At 44.8% G+C, this 22,815-nt stretch carries 18 protein-coding genes and 2 tRNA genes; 11 read left to right on the top strand and 9 right to left on the bottom strand.

What is annotated here, in order from left to right; genetic code table 11:
- The first annotated feature begins 4 nt into the window (after nucleotides 1–4).
- On the top strand, nucleotides 5–832 hold the full coding sequence (locus tag B5D55_RS01310; protein ID WP_078932168.1) for a biotin--[acetyl-CoA-carboxylase] ligase: 828 nt from the start codon (nucleotides 5–7) through the stop codon (nucleotides 830–832).
- Nucleotides 833–951: 119 nt separating this feature from the next.
- Entirely contained in the window at nucleotides 952–2,682 is a 1,731-nt protein-coding gene (locus B5D55_RS01315) for a hypothetical protein (RefSeq protein WP_078932169.1), read from the top strand.
- 54 nt (nucleotides 2,683–2,736) lie between these two features.
- On the opposite strand, the gene B5D55_RS01320 is transcribed toward B5D55_RS01315, so the two are convergent.
- Entirely contained in the window at nucleotides 2,737–3,933 is a 1,197-nt protein-coding gene (locus tag B5D55_RS01320) for a TraB/GumN family protein (RefSeq protein ID WP_078932170.1), read from the bottom strand.
- Between the two features lie 66 nt (nucleotides 3,934–3,999).
- Nucleotides 4,000–5,391: a tetratricopeptide repeat protein gene (locus B5D55_RS01325; protein WP_078932171.1), complete on the bottom strand. Its 1,392-nt coding sequence runs from the start codon at nucleotides 5,389–5,391 to the stop codon at nucleotides 4,000–4,002.
- Nucleotides 5,392–5,466: 75 nt separating this feature from the next.
- On the opposite strand from B5D55_RS01325, the gene B5D55_RS01330 reads away from it, so the two are divergent.
- The 5 genes from B5D55_RS01330 (at nucleotide 5,467) to B5D55_RS01350 (ending at nucleotide 11,751) form a co-directional block, all read left to right on the top strand.
- Nucleotides 5,467–7,245, top strand: coding sequence for a hypothetical protein (locus tag B5D55_RS01330; protein WP_078932172.1), 1,779 nt, complete (start codon nucleotides 5,467–5,469; stop codon nucleotides 7,243–7,245).
- A 64-nt stretch (nucleotides 7,246–7,309) separates the two neighbouring features.
- A complete protein-coding gene (locus B5D55_RS11810; protein WP_234975352.1) occupies nucleotides 7,310–8,728 on the top strand; it encodes a hypothetical protein in 1,419 nt (472 codons plus the stop codon).
- Nucleotides 8,729–8,737: 9 nt separating this feature from the next.
- The gene (locus tag B5D55_RS01340; protein WP_078932173.1) at nucleotides 8,738–9,769 is read left to right on the top strand and encodes an efflux RND transporter periplasmic adaptor subunit; all 1,032 of its coding nucleotides are present in this window, start codon (nucleotides 8,738–8,740) and stop codon (nucleotides 9,767–9,769) included.
- 67 nt (nucleotides 9,770–9,836) lie between these two features.
- Nucleotides 9,837–10,565 carry an ABC transporter ATP-binding protein gene (locus B5D55_RS01345; protein WP_078932174.1) on the top strand — a complete coding sequence of 243 codons (729 nt, stop codon included), beginning with the start codon at nucleotides 9,837–9,839 and terminating at the stop codon, nucleotides 10,563–10,565.
- Nucleotides 10,558–11,751 carry an ABC transporter permease gene (locus B5D55_RS01350; protein WP_078932175.1) on the top strand — a complete coding sequence of 398 codons (1,194 nt, stop codon included), beginning with the start codon at nucleotides 10,558–10,560 and terminating at the stop codon, nucleotides 11,749–11,751. Before B5D55_RS01345 ends, B5D55_RS01350 begins: the two co-directional genes overlap by 8 nt.
- A 58-nt stretch (nucleotides 11,752–11,809) precedes the next feature.
- Here B5D55_RS01350 and B5D55_RS01355 read toward each other — a convergent pair.
- Nucleotides 11,810–11,883 (bottom strand) — tRNA-Arg (locus tag B5D55_RS01355).
- Nucleotides 11,884–11,985: 102 nt separating this feature from the next.
- On the opposite strand from B5D55_RS01355, the gene B5D55_RS01360 reads away from it, so the two are divergent.
- Both B5D55_RS01360 and B5D55_RS01365 read left to right on the top strand, forming a co-directional pair.
- Nucleotides 11,986–15,054, top strand: coding sequence for a DNA translocase FtsK (locus tag B5D55_RS01360; protein WP_078932176.1), 3,069 nt, complete (start codon nucleotides 11,986–11,988; stop codon nucleotides 15,052–15,054).
- Between the two features lie 87 nt (nucleotides 15,055–15,141).
- A tRNA-Arg gene (locus B5D55_RS01365) sits at nucleotides 15,142–15,215 on the top strand.
- A 95-nt stretch (nucleotides 15,216–15,310) separates the two neighbouring features.
- Here B5D55_RS01365 and arfB read toward each other — a convergent pair.
- Nucleotides 15,311–15,721 carry an alternative ribosome rescue aminoacyl-tRNA hydrolase ArfB gene (gene arfB, locus B5D55_RS01370; RefSeq protein WP_078932177.1) on the bottom strand — a complete coding sequence of 137 codons (411 nt, stop codon included), beginning with the start codon at nucleotides 15,719–15,721 and terminating at the stop codon, nucleotides 15,311–15,313.
- Between the two features lie 85 nt (nucleotides 15,722–15,806).
- Nucleotides 15,807–17,639: an aspartate--tRNA ligase gene (gene aspS / locus B5D55_RS01375; RefSeq protein ID WP_078932178.1), complete on the bottom strand. Its 1,833-nt coding sequence runs from the start codon at nucleotides 17,637–17,639 to the stop codon at nucleotides 15,807–15,809.
- Nucleotides 17,640–17,812: 173 nt separating this feature from the next.
- On the opposite strand from aspS, the gene B5D55_RS01380 reads away from it, so the two are divergent.
- The gene (locus B5D55_RS01380; RefSeq protein WP_200805263.1) at nucleotides 17,813–18,205 is read left to right on the top strand and encodes a fluoride efflux transporter FluC; all 393 of its coding nucleotides are present in this window, start codon (nucleotides 17,813–17,815) and stop codon (nucleotides 18,203–18,205) included.
- Between the two features lie 21 nt (nucleotides 18,206–18,226).
- Here the strand turns inward: B5D55_RS01380 and proC are convergent, their stop codons facing one another.
- From proC to B5D55_RS01400, 4 genes are all read right to left on the bottom strand, one after another.
- The gene (gene proC, locus B5D55_RS01385) at nucleotides 18,227–19,018 is read right to left on the bottom strand and encodes a pyrroline-5-carboxylate reductase (protein ID WP_078932179.1); all 792 of its coding nucleotides are present in this window, start codon (nucleotides 19,016–19,018) and stop codon (nucleotides 18,227–18,229) included.
- 22 nt (nucleotides 19,019–19,040) lie between these two features.
- Nucleotides 19,041–19,841 carry a glutamate 5-kinase gene (gene proB, locus B5D55_RS01390; RefSeq protein WP_078932180.1) on the bottom strand — a complete coding sequence of 267 codons (801 nt, stop codon included), beginning with the start codon at nucleotides 19,839–19,841 and terminating at the stop codon, nucleotides 19,041–19,043.
- A 20-nt stretch (nucleotides 19,842–19,861) separates the two neighbouring features.
- Nucleotides 19,862–21,127: a glutamate-5-semialdehyde dehydrogenase gene (locus B5D55_RS01395; protein ID WP_078932181.1), complete on the bottom strand. Its 1,266-nt coding sequence runs from the start codon at nucleotides 21,125–21,127 to the stop codon at nucleotides 19,862–19,864.
- 80 nt (nucleotides 21,128–21,207) lie between these two features.
- Nucleotides 21,208–21,741 carry a hypothetical protein gene (locus B5D55_RS01400; protein ID WP_078932271.1) on the bottom strand — a complete coding sequence of 178 codons (534 nt, stop codon included), beginning with the start codon at nucleotides 21,739–21,741 and terminating at the stop codon, nucleotides 21,208–21,210.
- 140 nt (nucleotides 21,742–21,881) lie between these two features.
- On the opposite strand from B5D55_RS01400, the gene pyrF reads away from it, so the two are divergent.
- A complete protein-coding gene (gene pyrF / locus B5D55_RS01405; RefSeq protein WP_234975353.1) occupies nucleotides 21,882–22,811 on the top strand; it encodes an orotidine-5'-phosphate decarboxylase in 930 nt (309 codons plus the stop codon).
- Nucleotides 22,812–22,815: the final 4 nt, after the last annotated feature.

The raw sequence follows: 22,815 nt of genomic DNA on the forward strand, positions 1-22,815 counted from the left end.
GCTTATGAAAAATCTGTGCATTCCCGGCGTCCGCCTTGAATATTTTGACACAATCGATTCGACTAATTCGGAGGCAAAACGCCGGCTTGGTGCAGTTCCGCCGGGAGAATATCGTCTGTTTCATAAAACTGTGCTTGTTGCCGGAGAACAGACTGCCGGCCGCGGACGTCTTGGAAGAAAATTTTATTCCCCCGGAGGAACAGGCCTTTATTTTTCGCTTGTCTATGCCGCCGGGAGCGTTTCTGACCCGGGAAAAATTACCGCCGTTGCCGCCGTTGCCGTATGCCGCGCCATAAAAAGCGTTTTTAACGTTGATGCTGGCATAAAGTGGGTAAACGACATATTTGTTTCCGGTAAAAAAGTGTGCGGAATACTTACGGAAGGCATTGTAAATCCGCTTTCGGGAGCAGTTGAAGCCGCAGTCATCGGAATAGGAATAAATATTTACTTCAGCAGCAAAATGCCGGAGGAACTTTCTTTACGTGCCGGGGGTATCTGCGGCTCTTCCCTCTCTGGTGCTGGTGATGAAAATGCAGACGGCGGAAAAAACGCGGAAATGAAAGACAGGCTTCTCTGCCGCATCATAGAAAATCTTGTAGAAATCCTTGACGGCAGGGAGGAGGAGTTTTTTTCCGCAATGGAAGAGTACAAGGCGCGTTCGACCCTTATCGGGAAAACAGTAACTGTTTCTCCCGTTATAGACAGCCGCGAAAGGCTGTATGATGCTGTAGTAACCGGCATTACAGATGACGCACAGCTTGTCGTGCGGACTTCTGACGGAAGGGAAAAGACGCTTTCAAGCGGTGAAGTAACGCTTCACGCAAACAGCTGATATTTACTGTTTGCGATAACAATCGGTGCGTGCTATAATTAAAGACACTGAAAACATTTTACGGTCTGCAAGCATAACTACGGCGGTTCTGCCGGTTTACGTTTGCCTGGAGTTTGAAAATGAGCGATTATTCTGATTTAGATCCTTCTATAGCAGAAATGCTTAGCAATGTGAAAGATACAGCTGATGAATCTGAAGATATAGATCTTTCTGAATTTGAATCAGCCGGTGAAAAGAAATTTTCTATGGAAGATTTTGCGCGCCGTTCAAAACTGTTTGACTCCAAAGCAGACAGCGTGAAGAAAAAGACAAAATCCATTCACGAAGTTGATTTAAGCCAGCACGAATTTGAACCTGTTGAGCAGATGCTGAGCGACGAGGCTTCTTCTGTTTTTGAAGATAAATCTTATTATAAAACAGCCCTCACAAATGAAAATGCCTCTTCTCAGCGCGTTCATCAGCTTCTTTCAAAATATTTGACCTGTCAGGATCCTAAGGACAGGACTGTCTATCGCCAGAATCTTATTTCAGCTTATTGGGAACTGCTCCGCGGAATGGCGCCGAAAATGGCTGATATAAATCTTCCTATGCCTAAGCGTATGATGTGCCGCTTCGGAGTCCTTCTGCCGTCGCTGTTCCGTCCTGAGCAAAAAACGTTCTTTTCCCGGATATTTTTTGAAAACCGTCCGTGCGAGCCTGTTATGTACGTTGACGAATGGTTCAAGGAAATTGCCGCCGGAAGAATGTCGAATTCTATGACTGACGAAAAACGAACGCCTGTAAAAGCGGCCAATGCGGAAGAAGCTGTGCGTATCGAACAGACACGGCTTATGCAGCTTAAATCAAAGAATTCCGGAAAGCTCCAGAGCGCCGAAAATCTCTTGAACATAAAGGAAAACGAGCGCGCAATGCTTGAAACTGAGCTTAAGGCAAAGGTGGATCAGCTTTGCGAGCATAATCCTGTTCTTGGTTTTGAACCGCATTTGTGCGAATATGATGAAATGCAGCTCAAGCTGTTTTCAGAAATTTCTGACAGGCTTCACCGGCTTTCAAAGAACAACAAGGAACTGTCACGCTGTCTTAGGGAATTTCAGGATGCAAAAGGCGTATATACCAGCGTTGAAAATAAACTTGCCGGCGGTCCGGACATATCGGCTGCTACGGACTCAAATGCCGTAAACATTGAATTCCAGACAGTCCGCCAGATGGCAAAAATGACTGTCGGACGGCAGGGAAATCAGTTTCCGATTTTTACGCGTGAATTTTTCCATTGTACGGAAAGGGGAACAGGAACGCGCGAAAACGTCATAGAAATCCTGCGCTGGGTAGAATCAGTTGATCCGGGCGCTTTCTGCCGTATACATAAAAATGTTCCGAACCGCATTGTTCCTTATGTGCTTCTTATTCCTACGTATGGTGACCGCGGCTTCTGCTGGGAACCGTTCGACCGTTATAACCGCGTAACAAGCCGCGGACGAATAGTTATTCCAATGTATCCGCGTGATTTGAAAATCGCCGTTCTTACTGCCGTTGCGGACTTACGCTGGCAGGTTGCAAAGGAAAAAGCGTCCTATTACTGGATGGAAGAAGGTCTTACCGGTCAGTATTATCAGCACATCGACCGCCTTAAGCTTAAGGGTGACCTGAAGGCATTTTTCATCGAGGATTACGTTTTGTGGATGACAAAGGAATCTGAGGGCGTACAGCGCCTTGACAAGGAAGTGCGCGGTATTTTCTGGCGGAATATGCCGTTCCCGAACGAACGCAAGCAGGAACTCAGAAAGCGAAGTCTTGTATACGATGAACTTTGTATAAAAGACAATAACCGCGCGATGAGCGACGGCTATTGATTTGAAAAAAATACATTACTATGCGATGAGCGTCTGCGGCGTGCAGACGCTTTTTTATTTTCCGAAAAGCGATGCGATTTTTGTAATTATGTCTGCGCCTGCAATGAACGTTCCTGCTGAACTTCCTATTGAAGAAAGGAAGAATACAAGAAGGACGCGCAAAATCCTGTTTTTGTAAAATCCCTTTACGGAACAGGCATCGTCAGAAAGCAGTTCAAGGTCTTTTACTTTCGGCTTGCAGAAAACAGCCTGCATTATTCCGGAAACAAGCCCGACTCCTATAAGCGGACAGAGCGAAGTAATCGGTGCGCCGATAAATGATACAAGAATTGCAAGCGGATGACCGGCTGCTGCCGCCGCTCCTATTGCCGAAAGAGTACCGTTCCACAAAATCCAGCTGAGCGCCATCTCTGTACCCTTAGCTTTTCCGCCGAAATAAAAACCGGCGCCTATCATTGCCACAATAATTGCCGGAATTACCCAGCCCATAATTTTTGTACCGGCTTTTTTCGGCGGAACGGAACTGATTTTCTCAAGGTCAGGCATTTCTTCCCCGGCGGCAATTTTTTCAAGGTGCTTTTTTACTCCGGCAAGATGACCGGCGCCTAATACCGCCACAATGCTGTTTCCGTCCGAATGCCAGATGCTCCCTGCAAGATATTCGTCGCGTTCGTCGATAAGCACTTTTTTTATTTCTGGCATATATTCAGAAAGTTCGCTCATCATCGAATCCATTTCGGACTGTTTCTTAAGGTTTTCTATCTGTTCGCTTGAAATTTCTTCTTTGCTGAAAGCGCTTGCAAGAAGTGCGGAAATAAGCTTGATTTTCCCTGTACTAGAATTGCACGCCCAGGCACGGCGCAGCGTTATTTGAATAGGACGGTCTGCCATAACGGCAGGAATTCCAAGTTCTTTTGCCGTATTCATTGCGGCAACCATTTCATCGCCCGGTTTTACGCCTGTGCTCTGACCCATCCGTTTCTGGAAAGACGCAAGCACAAGGTTTGCAAGCAGAAGAAATCCCTGTTTCTGGCGCAGAACCTTGATAATGTCAAGTTCGCGGTATTTGTCCGGATTTGTAATTGAATTACAGCGGTTCTGGTCAAGCTCGATTGCAACGCAGTCAGGGCGGATTGTTTTTATTGTTTCTGAAACTTCCGAAACGCTTTTCTCCGAAATGTGCGCCGTTCCGACAAGCGTTATGGTGCGTCCGTTCAGAGTCAAAACTGTCTGGGTTTGTGTCTGTGCCATTTTATTTCCTGTGCAGAAACCCTGAAAAACGGTGTATCGTTTTCAGGATTTCTGAATTATTTTGCCTTAGTTCTGAAGAAGTGCCCATTCTGCAAGCCTGTATTCAAAGAACAGAGGTGTCTGCATCTGGGTGATTTTTGCAAAATATTCGTTTGCTATTTTATCCATTCCCTTAAGCTGATAATACATCGCAAAATAGAACATCATTTTTCCGCGCTTGTTCTTGTCTGTTTCTTTGTCAAGATCCTTGATGATTGCGTTTTCTGCATTTATCGGTCCCTGATCGTGAAGCAGTCGCATAATTTTATAGTCAAGGGATTCACGGTTCATAGTTTTCATACATTTCTGCGCATAGTTCTTTGCATCAAGAAGCTTTTTTTCCTTCATATAGGTAATCATAATCATCATCTGATAGGCGGAAGAACTGCGGATTGATTCTGCTTTAAGGAATGCCTGCCGCGCCACCTGCCAGTTCTGCTCGTGGAATTCAAGAATTCCGATTTCTTCGTATGCAAAATAATACTTCGGGTTTGTTTCTATGATTTTGTGATAGTCCTTAAGTGCTTCCTTAATTCTGTTCTGCTCGTCGTACAAGCCGGCGCGGTAGGTGTAGCCAAGAAAATACGTCGGGTCTATTTCGATTGCCTTTGACCAGGCTTTTTCTGCTTCGGCAAACTGACCGCGGTTTCTCATATACTGACCAAGGTCGATGTAGAAATCGTAGCGTTCCGGCTCAAGTTCAATCGCCTTCTGGATATATTCTGTGGCTGCCTTGTAATTTTCGTCTTCGGCGGCAAGTTTTCCGAGATACTGCCAGGCAAGGCTGTTCTCCGGATTTTCCTGAAGTAGCCTGTTGAACGTTTCGCGCGATGTATTTATGTCATTGGTGTAGTAGCACATCTGTGCGTAACCGAAAAGCGCATCCTGATTGTCCGGCTCGCTGATGAGCGCACGCTGATAGTTTTTAAGGGCAAGCTTGTACTTCTTTTTAAGAGCCTGCTGGTTTCCCTGAATTATATTCGCCGTCGCATTGTTCGGGTCTGCTTTAAGAAGCTGGTTTATGATTGTCGTCTGCGACTGCTTGTTGCCGGATGCAATTGCAATTTCCGCACTCAGTTCAAGTACGTCCTGATTTGACGGATCTGACTGGAGAAGCCTGTTTGCAACGGCAGATGCTTCTTCCGTTCTGTCTGCAGAAAGCAGTAGTGAAGCCTTTAGAATTTCAAGGTCGACGTCATTTCTTAACGACTCTGGCATTTCAGTGTCGAAAAGGCGTATTGCTCTGTCTATATCGCCTGATTCAAGCGCAGACTGGATTTTTTCTACAAATACGATGTTTGGTGAAGCAGCTGTTTCTTTTGGTACGTTTTCAGGCGCAGTTTTCTCCGGTACGGATGCGCAGGCAGAAAAACAACAGAATAAAATTCCAGCGGCAAAAACAGACATTTTTGTTTTCATTATAGGTATACTCCAAATTAAACCGATTTTCCGACGGTTGAAATAAAAGCCGTCATTAGATAAACTACTTTCTGTATGCTTGCAAAAATTTTTAGAAGAGCCATTATTTTACTGGCAGTTTATTCTATTGTTATAATCGGCATTTTTGTCCTTCAGTTTAAGAATGATTCAATCATATCAGAAAAGCTTGGAACGCTCCATATAGTATTGCTGGAATCTGCGGCAGACGACAATAGCGTGAGCCTAAAAAATAAATTTACCGTTTCGTTTAACGGAATTACTTTTTCCGGTAACGATGAAAAGTCAGTCCGTATGATGACGGGGAATTCTTCCAGAGCAGTATCGCTTGTTTCCTGGGAAAAAACATCTCCGCTTTCCTGCATTCTGCATTTTACGCAGGGAGTAGACATTCAGTTTTCTGTAAGCGATGATACTTCGCTTGCGTTCCTTAATGTCCGTGCAAAAATACCGCAGAATGCAGATTTTGTCGTAATTCCGTACAGTTTTTCCGTCGGTTCGGCAGTTACTGCAATCAGCGATTCCAGAATTCAGGTTACAAATAAAAAAGTATCGTGGGAGTTGAGTGCTTCTGAAATAGAAGACAATATGCTTGTCGTTTCCCGGAAAGAACCTGTTGCATCATACGTTCATATAGACAAGAACCGTTCGTTCTCTTTTGCAATGGCAAACGGACTTGATGCTGCTTCAGAAACAGCATACATCAATATTATTGAAGATTTGAAAAACAATTTGATTTCGTCATTCCCACAGTCTTTGTCAGATACATCGCCGCTTTCGGAGCAGGAAGCCGTATCTTATGTTGCGGTAATGGCAGAAAAAGGCAGATATAATGAGGCAGTTGATGCTGTTCCTCAATCTTTCAAGAAAAGTACGTCGCGAACATATCTTTCTGCACCGTTTTTCAACAATCTTTCAGTAACAAGTGAATCTTTGTTCCGGCAGATGCAGTCTTACAGTGATATGATTCAGGCAGCTGCAGAAACAGGAACTTATGATGTGTTTACCGTAAAAAATCTTGCAGATTATATGTGCATGCATCCAGGTTCTTCTGCAATACATAAACTTCTTCAGAGTACGGCAGAAAGCGAACTGGAAGGAATTACGGTTCTGCAGGCATCAGGAATACTTTCTGTCTATGCAGATTTATATGAAAAGAATTCTGAACTTGCCGCAATGCTTTCCGGGGCTACTGGAAAATGTATTTCTAAAATAGAAAATTCGTGCAGCTTTGATGATTCTCGTATTACAATCGCAGAAAAAGGAACTCTGCTTTCCGTAATAAACGCTGCCGGTGCAGGAGATGCGCTTTTACGCTACGGTAAGATTACAGGAAATGCAGACTATGCTGCCGGCGGACGGTTGATTTTGCATTCATACCTAAAAGACAGTGCATCATTTGATTTAAGGACGCTCAGCGAACTGTATCCGGCTGTAGTCCACACAAATATGTATTATCCGCATTATGAAATTATGGCATTTGATAACGGTCAGGCAGTCTGGGCATGGACGTGCGCAAACAACATCAGCTATGAGAATGACAACGCAGGTGCAATCACCCTTGCCATTGACTTCCCTCTGTCATATACGCATTATGTCATCATAAGCGGAATACAGCAGTTCAAGACAATCTACATTTATAATATGGCATTCCGTTCTGACTATCGTTTTGAAACTTATAACTCATCCGGCTATGTATACCGTCAGGACAGAAGCACGCTGCTTTTGAAATCACGACATCGTTCGGAGATTGAAACAATCCGGCTTATCTATACGGAAAAAGCTGCTGAACAGTCTGATGAAATCCACGAGGAAGAAGTGGGAACCGGCGAATAGCGGCAGTTTCAGGAGAGAGAATTTTTTTCTTGTAACAAAGACAGAAAAAAACGGTTTATTTTGTATGAAAAAATTAGTGCTCGGGCTGATGTGTTTTATGATTCCCGCCTGTTTTGCAAGTCCTGATCTGGAAAAATACCTTGAAAATGATCTGGAGCTTAAGAAACTTGCGCTTGAAGTAAAAAAGGCAGAGCTTTCTTCGGAAGAAACGTCCATTGACACCGGAATAAACGTACAGATTTCTACGGGAACTATAACGCTTGCAGGCGGCGCTGATGATTTTAACGTAACGCTCAAGCCGTCTGTTACGGCAACTGTTCCAGTACGTTCTAATTTAAAATTTGCCGTTTCGTCATCCGTTGCGGTTGAGTCCGGGGAAGATAATTCAAGCAATACAAAATTTTCCCTTTCGGCAGACATTATTTCGGGTGCTTCTCTTTCGCGCAGGCTGAAGCTTATGAATGCGGAGCGGATGCTTTTAACGGCACGGCGGAATTTGCAGAACCGCGCACTTGAAGCGGAAAAAGAATTTTACACGGAACTGAAAGCGCTTTTTACTGCGGCAAATGCTATCGTAAAGGCGCAGCAGACTCTTTATGACGACACAATTGATTTTGAGGACATTAAGGCAAAAGGATATGCTGTTACTTCGTCAAAATACAGGCTGGCAGAATTAAAAGTCCTTTCTGATTCCCACGACGTAGAAACAAAAATCCGGGAACTTGAACACGACTGCGCAGTTTTTGCTTCAAAATGCAGTGATGAATATAAAACCGGCACAAAAGCGGAAGATTTTTTGCCGAAAACAATACAGTATGTAGAGCCGGTAGATATTCTGGCGTTTGAAAAAAATCAGTATGCTTCCATAGAAAAAGCCGTCTGGACATACGAGTACAATTCGCTTGAGCGGAAGTCAGTAAAGAACGTTACGCTTTCTGCGAATGCCGGCTACACCTTGAAAAATTCAAGTACGGCTTCTTCTGCCAGCCGTTCCGATATGTCGGATACGGTTGATGCAGGGGCGACTGCCGGGCTGTACGGCTTGAGTCTGGGAGCAGGCGTTTCGTTTCCGGTGGAAAATCCTGGAAATCCGGTGTATTCGCTTTCTGCGTCTGTTGATCCGGCGGAATTCCGCAAGGCGCGCATAACGACGGAAAAAAACGGTTATTCAGAAGAGCAGGACCTGATTGCAATTCAGTCTGCGGAGGAAGATTACGATACTTCCGTGGTAGACCAGCAGCAGTCTTTGAGCGACATTATCTGGTCAAGGCAGACAAATGCAGAAACGTATGAGATGTACGTTCGTCTTGAAAAGGATATGGCGGAATACCTTAAGGCAGGGATAATTACGGAAAGTGAATATTTAAATGCTTTTGCAAACAGGGAGCAGTACCGCCTTCAGCTTCTGATAAATGACATTGACCTGATTATTTATAACAATACGACAAAGCTTCTGTTCTGCCGTGATGAAGAAATTTTATAGGAAAATACGATGGGTAAAAAAACAGTTTCTGCCGGAAAGAAAATAACTATATGCATAATTGCGGCGGTGGCAGTCATTTCAGTAGCTGTTGCGGTGAAAAAAATTTCCGGAAGGGCGAAGGCGTCTGCTTCGCTTTATACGGTAAAGACGGAAATTTACGAAAACGTAATTGAAATTGCCGGTACGATTTCTGCGGCGGAACAGCAGACGCTTCAGGCGCTTAGCGACGGTACTGTTCTTGCCGTATACGTTGAAAAAGGCGATACGGTAAAAAAAGGCGACATTATCATTCAGCTTGATGCAACGGAGCAGGAATACAATCTTGCAAAGCTTGACTACGATATGGCATCGACGAAAATTACAGGTTCGCAGAAACAGCGCCTTTCCCTTCTTCAGAAAATTGAGGACAGAAAAGTAAAGGCAACTTTTGACGGAATAATTGCAGATCTTGATGTTTCCGTCGGCGATTCAATGGAAGCAAAGGATTCTGTAGGAACGCTCGTAAACGTAGATTATCTGATTGCAGAAGTTGAAATACCGGAAACAGACGTTTCAAATCTGAAAACCGGACAAAAAGTTGAATTTAGTTTTCCGGCATATAACGGAACGGTTGAAGGGTATGTTGTAAGCTGGCCGGCAATAGGTGAAGTTACAAGCCGCGGTGCGACTATTGTAAAGGCAAAAATTCGTATTGATGACTATCCTCCGCAAATTTTACCGAACTATTCTTTTACCGGAAAAATACAGATTACAGAACCGGTTGAAAATGTGATTGTAGAATCGTATGCCGTTGCGCGTGAAAAGGGCAGGGCATACGTGGAACTTGCCGCAACTGGCGAAAGGATATATGTAAATGTTTCACCATACGGTAGCGGCTATCTTAAAATTGAAAACGGTCTTTCCGGCGGCGAAGTCTTAAAAGCCCAGAGCGCACCCAAACGTTCAGGAACTGACCGTGCCAGACAAAAAAATGATTTTTCAAAAAACAACGAAAATCGCGGCGGACCGATGGGCGGCGGAATGGGAAGACCGCCTTTTTAATGTGCGTTCCCTGCTATTTGTTTTGGCAAATATCATTTGGTTTTATTTGATTTTATAAGGATGTGAAATGGCGGAAACTGTCATCCGTATGGAAAACGTAACGAAAGTATATAAAATCGGTCAGTCTGAAGTTCACGCTCTGCGCGGAATTACGTTCAGCGTAAAGCAGGGAGAATTCGTTTCTATAATGGGACCGTCCGGCTCCGGAAAATCGACCTGTATGAATATGATTGGCTGTCTTGATCGTCCTTCCGGCGGAATAGTCGAGATAAACGGTACGGAAACGGCAAAAATGACGGAGAAGGAACTTGCTTCGCTCAGAAACAGGACAATCGGTTTTGTGTTTCAGCAGTATCACCTTCTTCCGGGAATGACAGTTCTTGAAAACGTTATGCTTCCGCTTCGCTATCAGGGAATTGAAAAGCCGGAGCGCGTACGTCTTGCAAAAGAAGTGCTTGAGCGCGTTGAAATGGAGAACAGACTTTCTCACCGTCCTAGCGAGCTTTCCGGCGGACAGAAACAGCGCGTGGCAATTGCGCGTGCGATGGTCACAAAACCGCATATAATTCTTGCGGATGAACCGACCGGCGCACTTGACAGCAAGACAGGACTACAGGTTCTGAACCTGTTTAGGGAAATAAACAGTGCGGGAACGACAATTGTAATTGTTACCCATGACGGCGGAATCGGTGCAAGTGCAAACCGCTGTATACGGATTTTTGACGGCAATATTCAGTCAGATGAAGAGCAGATTCCTGTTATGCCGTTTTATGCTATGGCGGAAGAAAATGCTTGAGGATTTTTTTAATGCGCTGCAAAATTTCAGGCGGCAGAAAACACGTACGTTCCTCTCTCTTCTAGGTGTTATTATAGGAGTTGCATCTGTTATTGTAATTACGAGTATGGGTTCAAGCTCTACGCAGGAAATAAAAGATATGTTTGGAACGGCAGGTCTTGACGTAGTAAGCGTATCGAAAGGCTTTATGAGGCGCAGGCGTGATGCTGTTACGATTACGTTTGACGAATCTTTCCGGGAAAAACTGTTTGGCAATCTGAGTGACATAAAAAAAATCTGGTATAAAAATTCGATGAGCGCAACGCTTTCTTACGGCGATACTAGTTCTACGATGAGCTGCAGTGCCGTAGAATACGGCTATCTTGAAATGTACGGAATTCAGCTTTCCGAAGGGCGTTTTTTTACCGTTACGGAAGATTATTACGGTATGCAGAAAATTATTTTGGGAAAGACAGTCGTTGATGCGCTTTTCCCTGACGGCGGTGCAGTCGGAAAATACATTCTTGTTACGAACGGAAGCATATCGTTCAGTTTTGAAGTTGTAGGCGTATTGAAAGAGCAGACGTCCGGCATGGAAGATACAAGCAATTCTGCGTACATTCCGCGCGGTTTCTATGCAAAAAAAATTACGCCTAATCCTGCTGCGGCAACTGTTCTTGTTCAGGCGGTAAGTCCTGCAAAGGCGGCGGAACTTGTCGGCAAAATTGAAGAATACTGCAATAACCTTACGGGAACGGCGTATTCGGTGAATGTTATGTCGATGCAGACAATGCTGAATCAGATGGATGAAATTACTACTACGATGAGCGTTATGCTGAGCGCAATTGCGGCAATTTCTCTGCTTGTAGGCGGAATAGGTATTATGAATATTATGATTGTTACCGTTACAGAGCGGCGGCAGGAAATCGGAATACGCAAGGCGCTTGGTGCAAGTCCGCTTGATATACGGCGTCAGTTTCTGGTGGAATCCGCTGCAATCACCCTGATTGGCGGCATACTCGGAATCCTCATAGGCATTTCGGTGAGCCTTATAGTAGAGGGAATAAAAGGGCAGGCGTTTGTCGTCAGTTTCTGGGCGTGTGCCGTTTCTTTCGTTTTTTCTGTTTTTGTAGGAATTTTCTTCGGGCTTAATCCTGCCGCACGAGCCGCAAAACTTGACCCGGTACTTGCGCTTTCCGGGGAATGAAAAGCCGCCTTTTCTGCAAAAATAAAAAGCAGCCTGTAAAACTACGTGCTGCTTTTTATGACTCATACACGAGTCGAACGTGCGACCTTTTGCTTAGGAGGCAAATGCTCTATCCAGCTGAGCTAATGAGTCAAGTAATCCTATTTTACATAATTCCATTTAGAAAAACAAGATGGCATAAACTTTTTTCACAAAATCCTAATTCAGCCTTTTGTTTTCTCCGATAAATGGACTATGAAACTATCTAATAAACCAAACATAGCGGCAGGAATTGTTCTGCTGCTTGTGGCAGCTTTTTTTTCTATATCTCTGATTCTTCAGGCACTTGATTTTGGAAGTTTTGGTCCGGGAAGGGAAAATCTTTTGTATCAGCTTGGCTCTATGCTGACGTCAGTGTACGGCTTTTCAAGCATTTTAATTCCTGTATTTTTATTTTATGCGGCGATTTCCTGTTTTGCTTCACGGTGGACTGCCCGAAAATCCATGCAGCTTCTGACGGCAGTTATTCCGTTTTTTACGGCTGTAGGAATTGAAAAGGTTTGCAGAATGATTGTAAATCATACGACGGATAATTTTGCATTTATCAAGATTGTTTTGACGTCTATTATAGGCGTAATGCTCGTTATTATAGAAATTCTTTCTGCCGGAATGCTTGCAGATAAAATAAGCGGCGTTTCAACAAACGGCAAAAAATCCGGCGGACGTAGAACGGTAAAAATACCGGACGGACAGAACGACGCTTCTTTTGAGGATATAAACACTTCGGAATATGATGCGGACGAAGAAACTGTTTTTGACGGTGCCGATTTTAGCGTAACAGAATTTTCAGATGGTTCAAATGGTTCTGGCGTTCAGGAAGAGCTTTCAGAAAAAGATGCATCTGTTTCTGACGAACCGTATGCAGACGGAAATTCGGACGCTTGGGATAAAGGCGCAGGCGATTACGACGAAACGGCTGCATCCGAAACCGTAGCGGAAGATCCGTACAGTCTTGCATCTCTAGAAGAAACATCTTCTCCGGCACAGGCTGATGAAACGGTGCAGGCGCATTTTCCGGAGCGAAGCAGCACCAAAGAGGAAGATCCGTTCACCGGCGTGTTCGACGATATTCCGGAAGAGGACGAAATTCCTGAAAATCCGGCTTCTCTCATAACGCAGGAAGAATATGCGGCGCTCACGGATTTTTCCGATGAAAACGAAGACTCCGGCGATGACGATACTTCGGATGAAATCGAATGGCCGGAAGAGGACGAAATAAAGGCAAAGGCCGGGAATACTTTTCAGGCAGAAACGGTCGTAGATGAAGATATAAATGCAGAATCAGAGGGTGATGCCGGCGGTACGGAAGAGACTTCTGTTTTTGAAAATACGGAAGAAAAGGAAGAACCGTTTACCGTTCCTGACCACGAAGAAATTTCTTTGGAGGAAAATCCATTTGAAGATTTTTCTGATGCGAACGGAGATGAAGGAAATCTTGCAGAGGAAGTTCTGTCTGCATCAGATACGGCTGCAACGCTTGATCCCGATTTTTTTGATATAGATATGAACGAAGAAACTCCGGAAGAGGAGGAAGAAGAAGCCGCTTTAGAAGGGCGGACAGGCGGATTTGAAGCGAACGGGAAGGGCGCGGAAAATGATAAAGATGCGCCTTACGAAACGGAAGAGCGCGTTGAAGAAGTAAATCCGTTTGAAACGCCGGAAACGTCGCTCTCTGTGGAAGTTTTTGATGATATGGAAAAGGAAATCCGCGACGAATTGAAAGGAAAGAAATTCACTTTTACCGAGCCGGAACAGCAGTCTGATTTTGACAGCCAGGAAATGCCGGAAAACAAGATTTCAGATTCTCTTTCTGCACAGAATTCAGCAGCTTCAAGCCGTGCAAGGGCGAAAGGACCGTATAAAATTCCTACGTCGCTTCTGGAAGAATACGAAAACGACCAGTACTGGATTATTGACGAGCAGACAAAAGCCGATTCTCTTAAACTTAAAGAAACTCTTAACCAGTTTAATATCGAAGCGGAAATTATCGGCATAAAAAAAGGTCCTGTCGTCACGATGTTTGAACTTGCTCCTGCTCCGGGCGTAAAACTTAGCAAAATCGTAACGCTACAGGATAATATTGCGCTCAGTCTTGCGGCAAGTTCTGTCCGTATTGTAGCTCCTATTCCAGGGCGTGCGGCGGTCGGTATTGAAGTTCCGAACAAGCACCGTTCTATAGTCAGTTTCCGCGAAATGATTGAGCAGGATTTGCCGGAGTACAATAAAATGGCAATTCCTGTAATTTTGGGAAAAGACATTCTTGGAAAGGCGCAGCTGCTTGACCTTGTAAAAACGCCGCATCTTCTGATTGCCGGAGCAACTGGTGCCGGAAAATCAGTCTGCGTGAACTCGATGATTCTTTCAATTTTGTACAAGCGTTCTCCACAGCAGGTAAAACTTATCCTTGTTGATCCGAAAGTCGTTGAACTTAAGCTGTACAACGATATTCCGCATCTTCTGACTCCTGTAATCACCGAGCCGAAGCGCGCGCTCCAGTCACTGCAATATTGTCTGTGCGAAATGGAACGCCGGTATGCCCTTCTTGACGGTATGGGCGTACGCGATATTTCAAGTTACAACAGGCGCATTGAGGAACGGAACATCTGCACGGAAAAACTGCCGTATATCGTCGTCATTATTGATGAATTTGCAGATTTGATGGCTACAACCGGTAAAGAACTTGAGTCTACGATTGCCAGACTTGCCGCGATGAGCCGCGCCGTCGGAATTCATCTTGTCCTTGCAACCCAGCGTCCGTCAATCGACGTTATCACCGGTCTTATCAAGGCAAACATTCCGACCAGAATTGCATTTATGGTCGCTTCAAAAATGGACAGCCGCATCATCATAGATCAGGTGGGCGCGGAAATGCTTTTGGGAAAAGGCGATATGCTTTATGCAAGCGCCGTTGATCCGTTCCCGGTTCGTATTCAGGGAACATTTGTAAGCGACAACGATGTTGAAAAAGTCGTTGAATATGTAAAATCTTACGGCGAGCCGGAATATATTGATGATGAGATTTTTGTTGATGACGACGACGTTGATTTAGGACCAAGCCTGTTTAATGAAGGCGCAGATCCGTTGTATGATCAGGCGCTAGATATTGTCATTCAGGCAGGAAAAGCAAGTGCTTCATACATTCAGAGGCGTCTTAAGATAGGTTATAACCGCGCCGCGCGCCTTGTAGAAGAAATGGAAGAACGTGGAATAGTCGGTCCTGCAAACGGCTCAAAACCGCGCGAGGTCATTCACATTCCGAGCTAGATTCTCAGCAAAGGAGAGGCGGAATAGAAAAATCGCGCAGTTTATTGATACTTTTCTTCGTAAACTGTATAGTATAAAGGCATTTTTGAGGGATTGGCTCAATTGGATAGAGCGTTGGCCTCCGGAGCCGAAGGTTGCGTGTTCGAATCACGTATCCCTCAAGTAAAAAGGCTGGTTTTGAAAAAGCAAGACCAGCCTTTTTTATTTATCATACAGTTGCGCGGTGAAAAATTCTCCGGCGCGTATATGTATGTGCCTACCACTCAATCCGTCTGTTTTTCTTTATCATTGATTTTATTTTTTTCTGTTTAAGCCGTTTTTCTACGGATTCTTTTGTCGGTTTTGTCTTTTTGCGCTTTTTCTGCGGTTTTACGGCTTTTACGATGATGTTTTCCATTCTAAAAAGGGCGTTTGCACGGTTTCGTTCCTGATAGCGTTCATCGTCTGCGTATACAAAAAGACAGTCTTCTTTATTGATGTTCGGGCGTAATTTTGTGCGGATCAGGATTTTTTCTTCGTCAGAAAGACCTTCAAGCGATTTTACTGGAATTGCTGCGTGGACTTTTGTATTTACTTTGTTTACGTTCTGTCCGCCTGCGCCTCCGCTGCGTGAAAAAGTGAGAACAGCATTTTTTTCGATGGATTCGTGCAGTTCTTCGCGGTTCATCTGCGGACTCTCCTTTTTTAATTTTAAAGATATTCTGGTTTATGAAAAACATAAACCAGAATATCCGTCGGGGCGGGCTTTCGCCTTATTCTTCCCTTTCAGTTACAGTAATGTGAAGATCCTGCAGTTGCTTTTCGTCTACGACAGACGGACATTCGTCCATCGGGCAGGCGGCAAGATTGTTCTTCGGGAATGCAATTACTTCGTGTATGCTTTCTTCGTGGCGCATAAGCATAATCAGGCGGTCAAGTCCCGGAGCAATTCCACCGTGCGGCGGCGCACCGAATTTAAACGCCTGTACAAGAAATCCGAATGCTTTTTCGGCGCGCTCGCGGCTGTAGCCTACGATTTCAAAAATGCGCTCCTGCAAAGCCGGGTCGTTAATACGCATACTTCCTGAAGCAAGTTCGTATCCGTTCAAAACAAGGTCATACAAGTCGCCCTTTACTGCGCCCGGGTTACTTTCAAGCATGTCCCAGTATTTTTTCTGCGGAAGGGTGAACATATGATGTTCCGTTTCCCAGTGATTTTCTTCTTCATTCCAGGCAAAGTACGGAAAGTCGATAATCCAGGCAAAGTGGAATTCATCGGCCGGATTGTACAGGTTCAGGTCTTTTCCAAGCTGCTTTCGGACTGCACCGAGCGCAACGCAGGCAACCTGCCATTTTTCATCGCTTACGAACAGAATAAGGTCGTTCTTTTCTGCACCTAGCTTTGAGCAGATTTCTGCTTCTTTTCCGGCATAGAATTTGGAAATTCCGCCTTCGAATATTCCCTCTGCATCAATTTTCATCCAGGCAAGACCTTTAGCCTTGTAAGTTTTTGCAACTGCTTCAAGTGATTCGATGTGCTTTCTGCTGTATTTGTCGGCAGCGTTTTTTACGACAAGCGCCTTTATTCCGCTTCTTTTGTGCCGTTCGATTGACTTGTCTGCATTTGCAGCACCTGCCTTGAATGCGTTGAAGTCTGCAAGCTCTGCCATAAATGCGGCGTCCTGCATTTTCATATCAAAGCGAAGGTCAGGCTTGTCGCTTCCGTACAGGTCAAACGCGTCTTCCCAGGTAATCCTGTCAAAATGAGCTGGCAGATTGTAGTTCAGCGTTTTCTTGAAGATGTACTGCATCATTCCTTCTGTGGTTTCAAGAACTTCCTCGCGGTTTGTAAAACTCATTTCCATATCAATCTGCGTGAATTCCGGCTGGCGGTCACCGCGTGCATCTTCATCGCGGTAGCAGCGTGCAATCTGGAAATATTTGTCAAATCCGCTGACCATAAGAAGCTGCTTGTACAGTTGCGGACTCTGCGGAAGGGAATAGAATTTTCCCGGATGAACGCGGCTTGGAACAAGATAATCGCGTGCGCCTTCCGGTGTAGATTTTACGAATGTAGGTGTTTCGATTTCAAGAAATCCTTTTGACGTAAGGTATTCGCGCGTTGCAAACATAACCTGACTTCTAAGGATAATGTTCTGCTGCATAGGGTCGCGGCGCAGGTCAAGATATCGGTATTTAAGGCGCAAATCTTCGTTCGGAAGGACAAGAGTTCCGTCCTTCTGGCGCACTTCTTCGATTGAAAAAGGCAGTTCCTGACTTGTTGTAAAAATTTCGATGTCAGTTGCTTCTACCTCAATTTCACCGGTCGGCATATCTTTGTTGATGTCTTTTTCTGCGCGTGCATTAACGACGCCTTCCACCGCAATACAATATTCACTTTTAAGACCGGCGGCAATCTGCCTTACCTTTTCGTCTGCTTTTTCGCCGACCATAACCTGCGTGATTCCGTAACGGTCGCGCAGCCGTATAAATAAAAGTCCGCCTAAATCGCGGGTGCGGCTTACCCAGCCGTTTAATACAACTTTCTTTCCCGCGTCGCTTTTACGAAGCTCACCGCAGGTAACTGTTCGCTTAGAATTTTCCATAATATGTTTATTCTAGTATTTCACGCTGATTTTTACAATAATTAACAGCCCGGATGAAAGACAGAAGATGCCGTTCTTGTAAAATCTGTAGCCGTATTTGTGTATGAAAAGTGGAACGGGGCAGGAAGAATTGTAGTATTCGGTGTACGAATGAAATGTGATATAATCTGCGTATGATTTTGAATATACTTTGCGTTGCATTCGGCGGAGCTTTGGGTGCATCACTTCGCTATGTGATTTCGCTTGTGCCGGTGAAGTCTGTTTTTCCGTTCCAGACTTTTTTTACGAATATTCTGGGTTGTTTTATCGTAGGTGTGATTGCGGCACTTGCCGCAGGAGCCGTGCATAAGGCGGACGGACAGATTTCCCCTGTGCTTGTTTTGTTTTTGAAAACAGGTTTTTGCGGTGGATTTACGACTTTTTCTACGTTTGCACTTGAAAGCGCAGGGCTTTTCTCCGGAGGACACGCATCAGCCGGCGGCGTATATGTTGCGCTTACGCTGATTTCCGGAATTATATGCGTGTATCTTGGAGAACTTGCCGCCGGATTTATCCTGGGAAAATAATGTGCCGTTCAGAGGACTGTGCTATTTTCCAAGATTTACTGATTTTTCGTATGCGACGGTTACTGCCTGAATTACGGCATTTCTGAAACCGTTTGATTCAAGGGCTGCAACGCCCTCAATTGTCGTTCCTGCCGGCGAGCATACGGAATCTTTCAGGACTGCCGGATGATTTTTTGTTTCAAGAACGAGCGCGGCAGAACCTTTTACGGTTTGTGCAGCATACGTGTATGCCTGTGAGCGCGGCATTCCGCATCGTACAGCAGCATCTGCAAGCGCTTCTATAAACATAAATACGAATGCCGGTCCGGAGCCGCTTACTGCTGTTACGCAGTCCATAAGTTTTTCCGGAACAGCCTCGACTTTTCCGGCGGCGCTTAAAATCTGTTTTGCTTCTTCAAATTCTTCAGCCGTTACCGACGCGCCGCTTGTTACGGCAGTCATTGCTTCTCCGATTTGTGCGCATACGTTCGGCATCATTCTGATAAACCGGGCTTTCGGGGCAAAACTTTCAAGTTTTTCAATTTTTACGCCGGCTGCCATAGAAATGACAACCTGTTTACCGGTAATTTTGTCTTTTATTTCATCAAATACGTCTTTTAAAAACTGAGGCTTTACGGCAATAAAAATGTAGTCCGCGCCTTTTATTGCATCTTCATTTGACCCTGCAAAAACAGCTCCTGTTTCTTCAGCAAATTTTTTCCCCATTTCAGAGTTTTTATCCGTTACGGTGATGTCTCCGGCGTTGTATTTTTTGCATATGGCACGCATAATTGCTCCGCCCATTGCCCCGGTTCCTATACAAGCTATTTTCATATTATCCTTCCTTTTTATCAGTTCATTGTGCCAAAAATAAAGTTCCTTTTGCGCTGCCGTTCAGAAGACCGTCGATGATGTCAGGCGTCGAGCCGTTTGCAAGCAGCAGCGGAATTCCATAGACAGTTGTTTTTTCCGCCGCCTGAATTTTAGTTTCAATTCCGCCTGTTCCGAATGAGTTTGTGCTTCCGATTTTTATAGAATTCCTTAAATTCTGGATGTTCTCTACCGTTTCAATGAGCCGTGCATCTGGATTAGTTTTAGGATTGTCAGAGTATACGCCGTCAATGTCGCTTAACAAAATCAGAAGGTCTGCGCTCCAGAGAATTGCAGAAAGCGCACTCAGGTTATCGTTGTCGCCTATAGAAAATTCGTCTATTGAAACAGAATCGTTTTCGTTTACAATCGGTACGATGCCCTCATCTACAAGCGTGAACATCGTATTACGGATATTCAGTGAACGGTGGTCGTTCTTAAAGTCGTCTTTTGTAAGCAAAAGCTGACCGATATGCAGGTTCTGTAAGGAAAATGCTTTCCGCCACTGGCTCATAAGTTCTACCTGTCCGATTGCGCACAGTGCCTGCCGGAAATGCACGTCCTTTTTACGAGCCCATTCCCTCGTGATTGATATTCCGGAAACCTGCGCTCCAGACGAAACGAGAATAACCTGTTTTCCCAAATCTATAAGATTTCTGCATTGCCGCGCGAAATTCTGCATAAATTCCGTGTTCTGCGTGCCGTCTTCTTTTGCAAGCGTATTGCTTCCGATTTTTATCACGATTTTTCGTGCTTCTTTGAATGTCTTTGAAATTGCTTCACTCATATTTTTACCGGTCTGCCTTTTCAGCGGATTTGACCGTCTCCGTCTATAAAATATTTTATTGTTGTAAGTGCTTTTATTCCCATCGGACCGCGCGCGTGAAGTTTCTGCGTACTTATTCCAAGTTCCGCTCCAAATCCGAATTCGCCGCCGTCGGTAAACCGCGTTGAACTGTTTACGTATACGCAGGCGGCATCTATTTTTGCCTGAAACAGTCGTGCATTTGCGCGGTTTTCGGTGATGATGCTTTCTGAATGTTTTGTGTTGTGGCTGTTTATGTAGGTGATTGCTTCTTCTACGTCATCAACTGCTTTTACACAGCAGATGTAGTCAAGGAATTCGAAGCCATAGTCATCTTCAGTTGCGTGAAGCAGGTATTCTGGAACTTCTGGTTTTGCAAGAACAGAATAGCAGAAATCATCCGCACGCAACTGAACCCTTCCGGCAAAGCGTTCTTTCAGAAGAGGCAGGAATTTTTCTGCGATGCGCCTGTTTACCAAAATACATTCGATTGCGTTGCACACGCCCGGACGCTGGATTTTTGCATTTTCGGCGATTTTTACTGCCATTTCAAGGCTGGCTGATTCGTCTACATAAAGATGACATACTCCGCTTCCGGTTTCAATTACGGGAACGCGCGCATTTTCTACGACAGTCTTGATGAGACGGGCGCTTCCTCGCGGAAGGACTACGTCTATTTTTCTGACTGCGTTAAGAATTTGCTGAACGTCGTTGTGACCTTCACTGTCCGGCTCAACAAGTGCAATTGCGTCAGGAACGCCATCCTCCGTTTTGGAAAGCGCATCCTGTATAATAGAAACAATTGCCCTGTTTGAATTGTATGCGGAAGACGAGCCGCGCAGAAGAATTGCGTTTCCGCTTTTGTACGCAAGGCAGAACGCATCCACCGTAACGTTAGGGCGGCTTTCATAAATAATCGCTGCCACACCCAGCGGAACGCGCACCTGCCGTATCGTAAGACCGTTCGGCGTTTTCCAGCCGGCGGTTTCTTCTCCAATCGGGTCGTTCTGCAAGATTACCGTTCTAAGGCTTTCTATAATGGAATCAATACGCCTGTCATCAAGGGAAAGCCGGTCAACAAGTGTTTCTTTCATTCCTCCTGCACGGGCATTTTCTATGTCAGTTTTGTTTGCGGTGATGATTTTTGCGCGTTCCGCATCAAGCGCTTTTGCAACTTCTTCAAGCGCCCTGTTTTTCTGAACGGCTGTCTGCAAGGCAAGAACCTCTGCTCCGTTCCTCAGCGTTTTGTATGTACTGTTTAAATCCATAATCAATTCTCCGTTAGGTCAAACCGTTCAAAAAGAATAAAAAAAGCCGGAACAAATTGTTCCGGCGCCGTTGTGTCGTTTTAGTAATTTGCAAGGAAATACATTCCGAGCAAAACAGCATTACGGCACTTGTCTTCGGGCCATTCTGCTGAAAGAGGAAGGCTTTTTATATACCACCAGAAAATACCGAATTCCGGGTCAATGCGCAGCGAGTATTCCGCAAAATCGTCAGATTTTGTCTGCTGTCCGAACATAAGGTAAACGGCGTTAGCCAGTATCTCAAGGAATTTTGTATAGGATTTTTTCCAGTCAACAGGATTTTTGAAAAGAACGTCAAGCTTGAACAAAATTTCTTCTTTAAGTGCAACGTCTGATTTTTCTACCCAGGTTTTTTGAATTAACAGTTTAAGATTGTTTTTGAAACTTAAAATTAATTTGTTATGGTCATCATTTGTGGAAGCGGAAAAACTTCCCGAATAGCCGAACATCTGCGCAATCAAGTCAACGTCAGCATTTTCATTGCCTGTACCGGTAGTGAAGTCTGCTACTGCGCGGACTGTCTTTTCGTCTATAAATTCTGAAATTAGGATTGCTACCTTTTCTGATAAAGCCATAACCGAATAATAGTTTTTTATCAGTAAATTATCAAGTAGGTACATAGAAGTAAATTCCGGTGAAAAAAAAGGGTATGCCTGTTTCCGTATGTGATTTTTGTGCTGTAGAAAATCCTTTTTATAATCAGTATATTAAATGTATGATTACGAAACATAAAATGCAGGAATTACAGGAGCGTGCAGAAAAGTACGGTCCTTTGTGCGTCGGACTGGACACTGATCCGTCTTATATCCCTGACTCTGTCGTGAAAGCGGTCGGTTCACGGGAAGAGGCTGTTCTTACTTATAACAAAGAAATTATCCGTCGTGTTGCGGCTGATAAAAGCGCATGCTGCTTTAAAGTTCAGATTGCATATTATGAAGCGATGGGCATTGCCGGAATGAAAGTGTATGCGCAGACTCTCAAGGCTGTGCAGGATGCAGGACTGACTGCTATCTCTGACATCAAGCGTGGCGATATTGCCGCTACAGCCGGGGCGTATGCGCGTGCTCATTTTACAGGTGATTTTGAAACGGACATTATTACGGTAAATCCTTATATGGGATTTGATACGCTTAAGCCGTTTACGGAATACGCTTCTCCGGAAAAAGGCGGAAAGGGTGCGTTTGTGCTTTTGTGTACGTCAAATCCCGGAATGACAGACATTGAACATCAGGAACTGAAAGACGGTTCTCTTCTTCTTGAGCGAGTAGGTTCGGAGATCAGCCGGATTGGTGCAGAGTTCAAATCTTTCTATCCTGAACAGACGTGCGGTGCTGTAGGAGCAGTTGTAGGCGCAACGCAGGAAAAGGATGCGCGCAGGCTTCGCGATATGTATCCGGATACGTTCTTTTTAATTCCGGGATACGGTGCGCAGGGCGGTGCGGCGCGCATTGCGGCAACGCTTCTTGACAAAGCCGGAGGAACGGTAAATTCAAGCCGCGGAATTTTATGCGCCTGGCAGAAAGATAGTGATTTAACGGAAAAACGGGAGGCAGGCGCATTGAGCCTTGCCGATATTGCTTCTGCGGCGGCAAAAGCTGCTATATTCAGCAAGGAAGACCTGCTGAATGCAAAAAAATCACTGTAGAGGT

The organism is Treponema porcinum, from assembly GCF_900167145.1.
GTDB classification, from domain to species: domain Bacteria; phylum Spirochaetota; class Spirochaetia; order Treponematales; family Treponemataceae; genus Treponema_D; species Treponema_D porcinum.

What these genes read in the sequence shown, in the direction of transcription:
- B5D55_RS01310 (WP_078932168.1), top strand. Translation starts at nt 5, where the DNA reads ATGAAAAATCTGTGCATTCCCGGCGTCCGCCTTGAATATTTTGACACA.
- B5D55_RS01315 (WP_078932169.1), top strand. Translation starts at nt 952, where the DNA reads ATGAGCGATTATTCTGATTTAGATCCTTCTATAGCAGAAATGCTTAGC.
- B5D55_RS01320 (WP_078932170.1), bottom strand. Translation starts at nt 3,933, where the DNA reads ATGGCACAGACACAAACCCAGACAGTTTTGACTCTGAACGGACGCACC.
- B5D55_RS01325 (WP_078932171.1), bottom strand. Translation starts at nt 5,391, where the DNA reads ATGAAAACAAAAATGTCTGTTTTTGCCGCTGGAATTTTATTCTGTTGT.
- B5D55_RS01330 (WP_078932172.1), top strand. Translation starts at nt 5,467, where the DNA reads ATGCTTGCAAAAATTTTTAGAAGAGCCATTATTTTACTGGCAGTTTAT.
- B5D55_RS11810 (WP_234975352.1), top strand. Translation starts at nt 7,310, where the DNA reads ATGAAAAAATTAGTGCTCGGGCTGATGTGTTTTATGATTCCCGCCTGT.
- B5D55_RS01340 (WP_078932173.1), top strand. Translation starts at nt 8,738, where the DNA reads ATGGGTAAAAAAACAGTTTCTGCCGGAAAGAAAATAACTATATGCATA.
- B5D55_RS01345 (WP_078932174.1), top strand. Translation starts at nt 9,837, where the DNA reads ATGGCGGAAACTGTCATCCGTATGGAAAACGTAACGAAAGTATATAAA.
- B5D55_RS01350 (WP_078932175.1), top strand. Translation starts at nt 10,558, where the DNA reads ATGCTTGAGGATTTTTTTAATGCGCTGCAAAATTTCAGGCGGCAGAAA.
- B5D55_RS01360 (WP_078932176.1), top strand. Translation starts at nt 11,986, where the DNA reads ATGAAACTATCTAATAAACCAAACATAGCGGCAGGAATTGTTCTGCTG.
- arfB (WP_078932177.1), bottom strand. Translation starts at nt 15,721, where the DNA reads ATGAACCGCGAAGAACTGCACGAATCCATCGAAAAAAATGCTGTTCTC.
- aspS (WP_078932178.1), bottom strand. Translation starts at nt 17,639, where the DNA reads ATGGAAAATTCTAAGCGAACAGTTACCTGCGGTGAGCTTCGTAAAAGC.
- B5D55_RS01380 (WP_200805263.1), top strand. Translation starts at nt 17,813, where the DNA reads ATGATTTTGAATATACTTTGCGTTGCATTCGGCGGAGCTTTGGGTGCA.
- proC (WP_078932179.1), bottom strand. Translation starts at nt 19,018, where the DNA reads ATGAAAATAGCTTGTATAGGAACCGGGGCAATGGGCGGAGCAATTATG.
- proB (WP_078932180.1), bottom strand. Translation starts at nt 19,841, where the DNA reads ATGAGTGAAGCAATTTCAAAGACATTCAAAGAAGCACGAAAAATCGTG.
- B5D55_RS01395 (WP_078932181.1), bottom strand. Translation starts at nt 21,127, where the DNA reads ATGGATTTAAACAGTACATACAAAACGCTGAGGAACGGAGCAGAGGTT.
- B5D55_RS01400 (WP_078932271.1), bottom strand. Translation starts at nt 21,741, where the DNA reads ATGGCTTTATCAGAAAAGGTAGCAATCCTAATTTCAGAATTTATAGAC.
- pyrF (WP_234975353.1), top strand. Translation starts at nt 21,882, where the DNA reads ATGATTACGAAACATAAAATGCAGGAATTACAGGAGCGTGCAGAAAAG.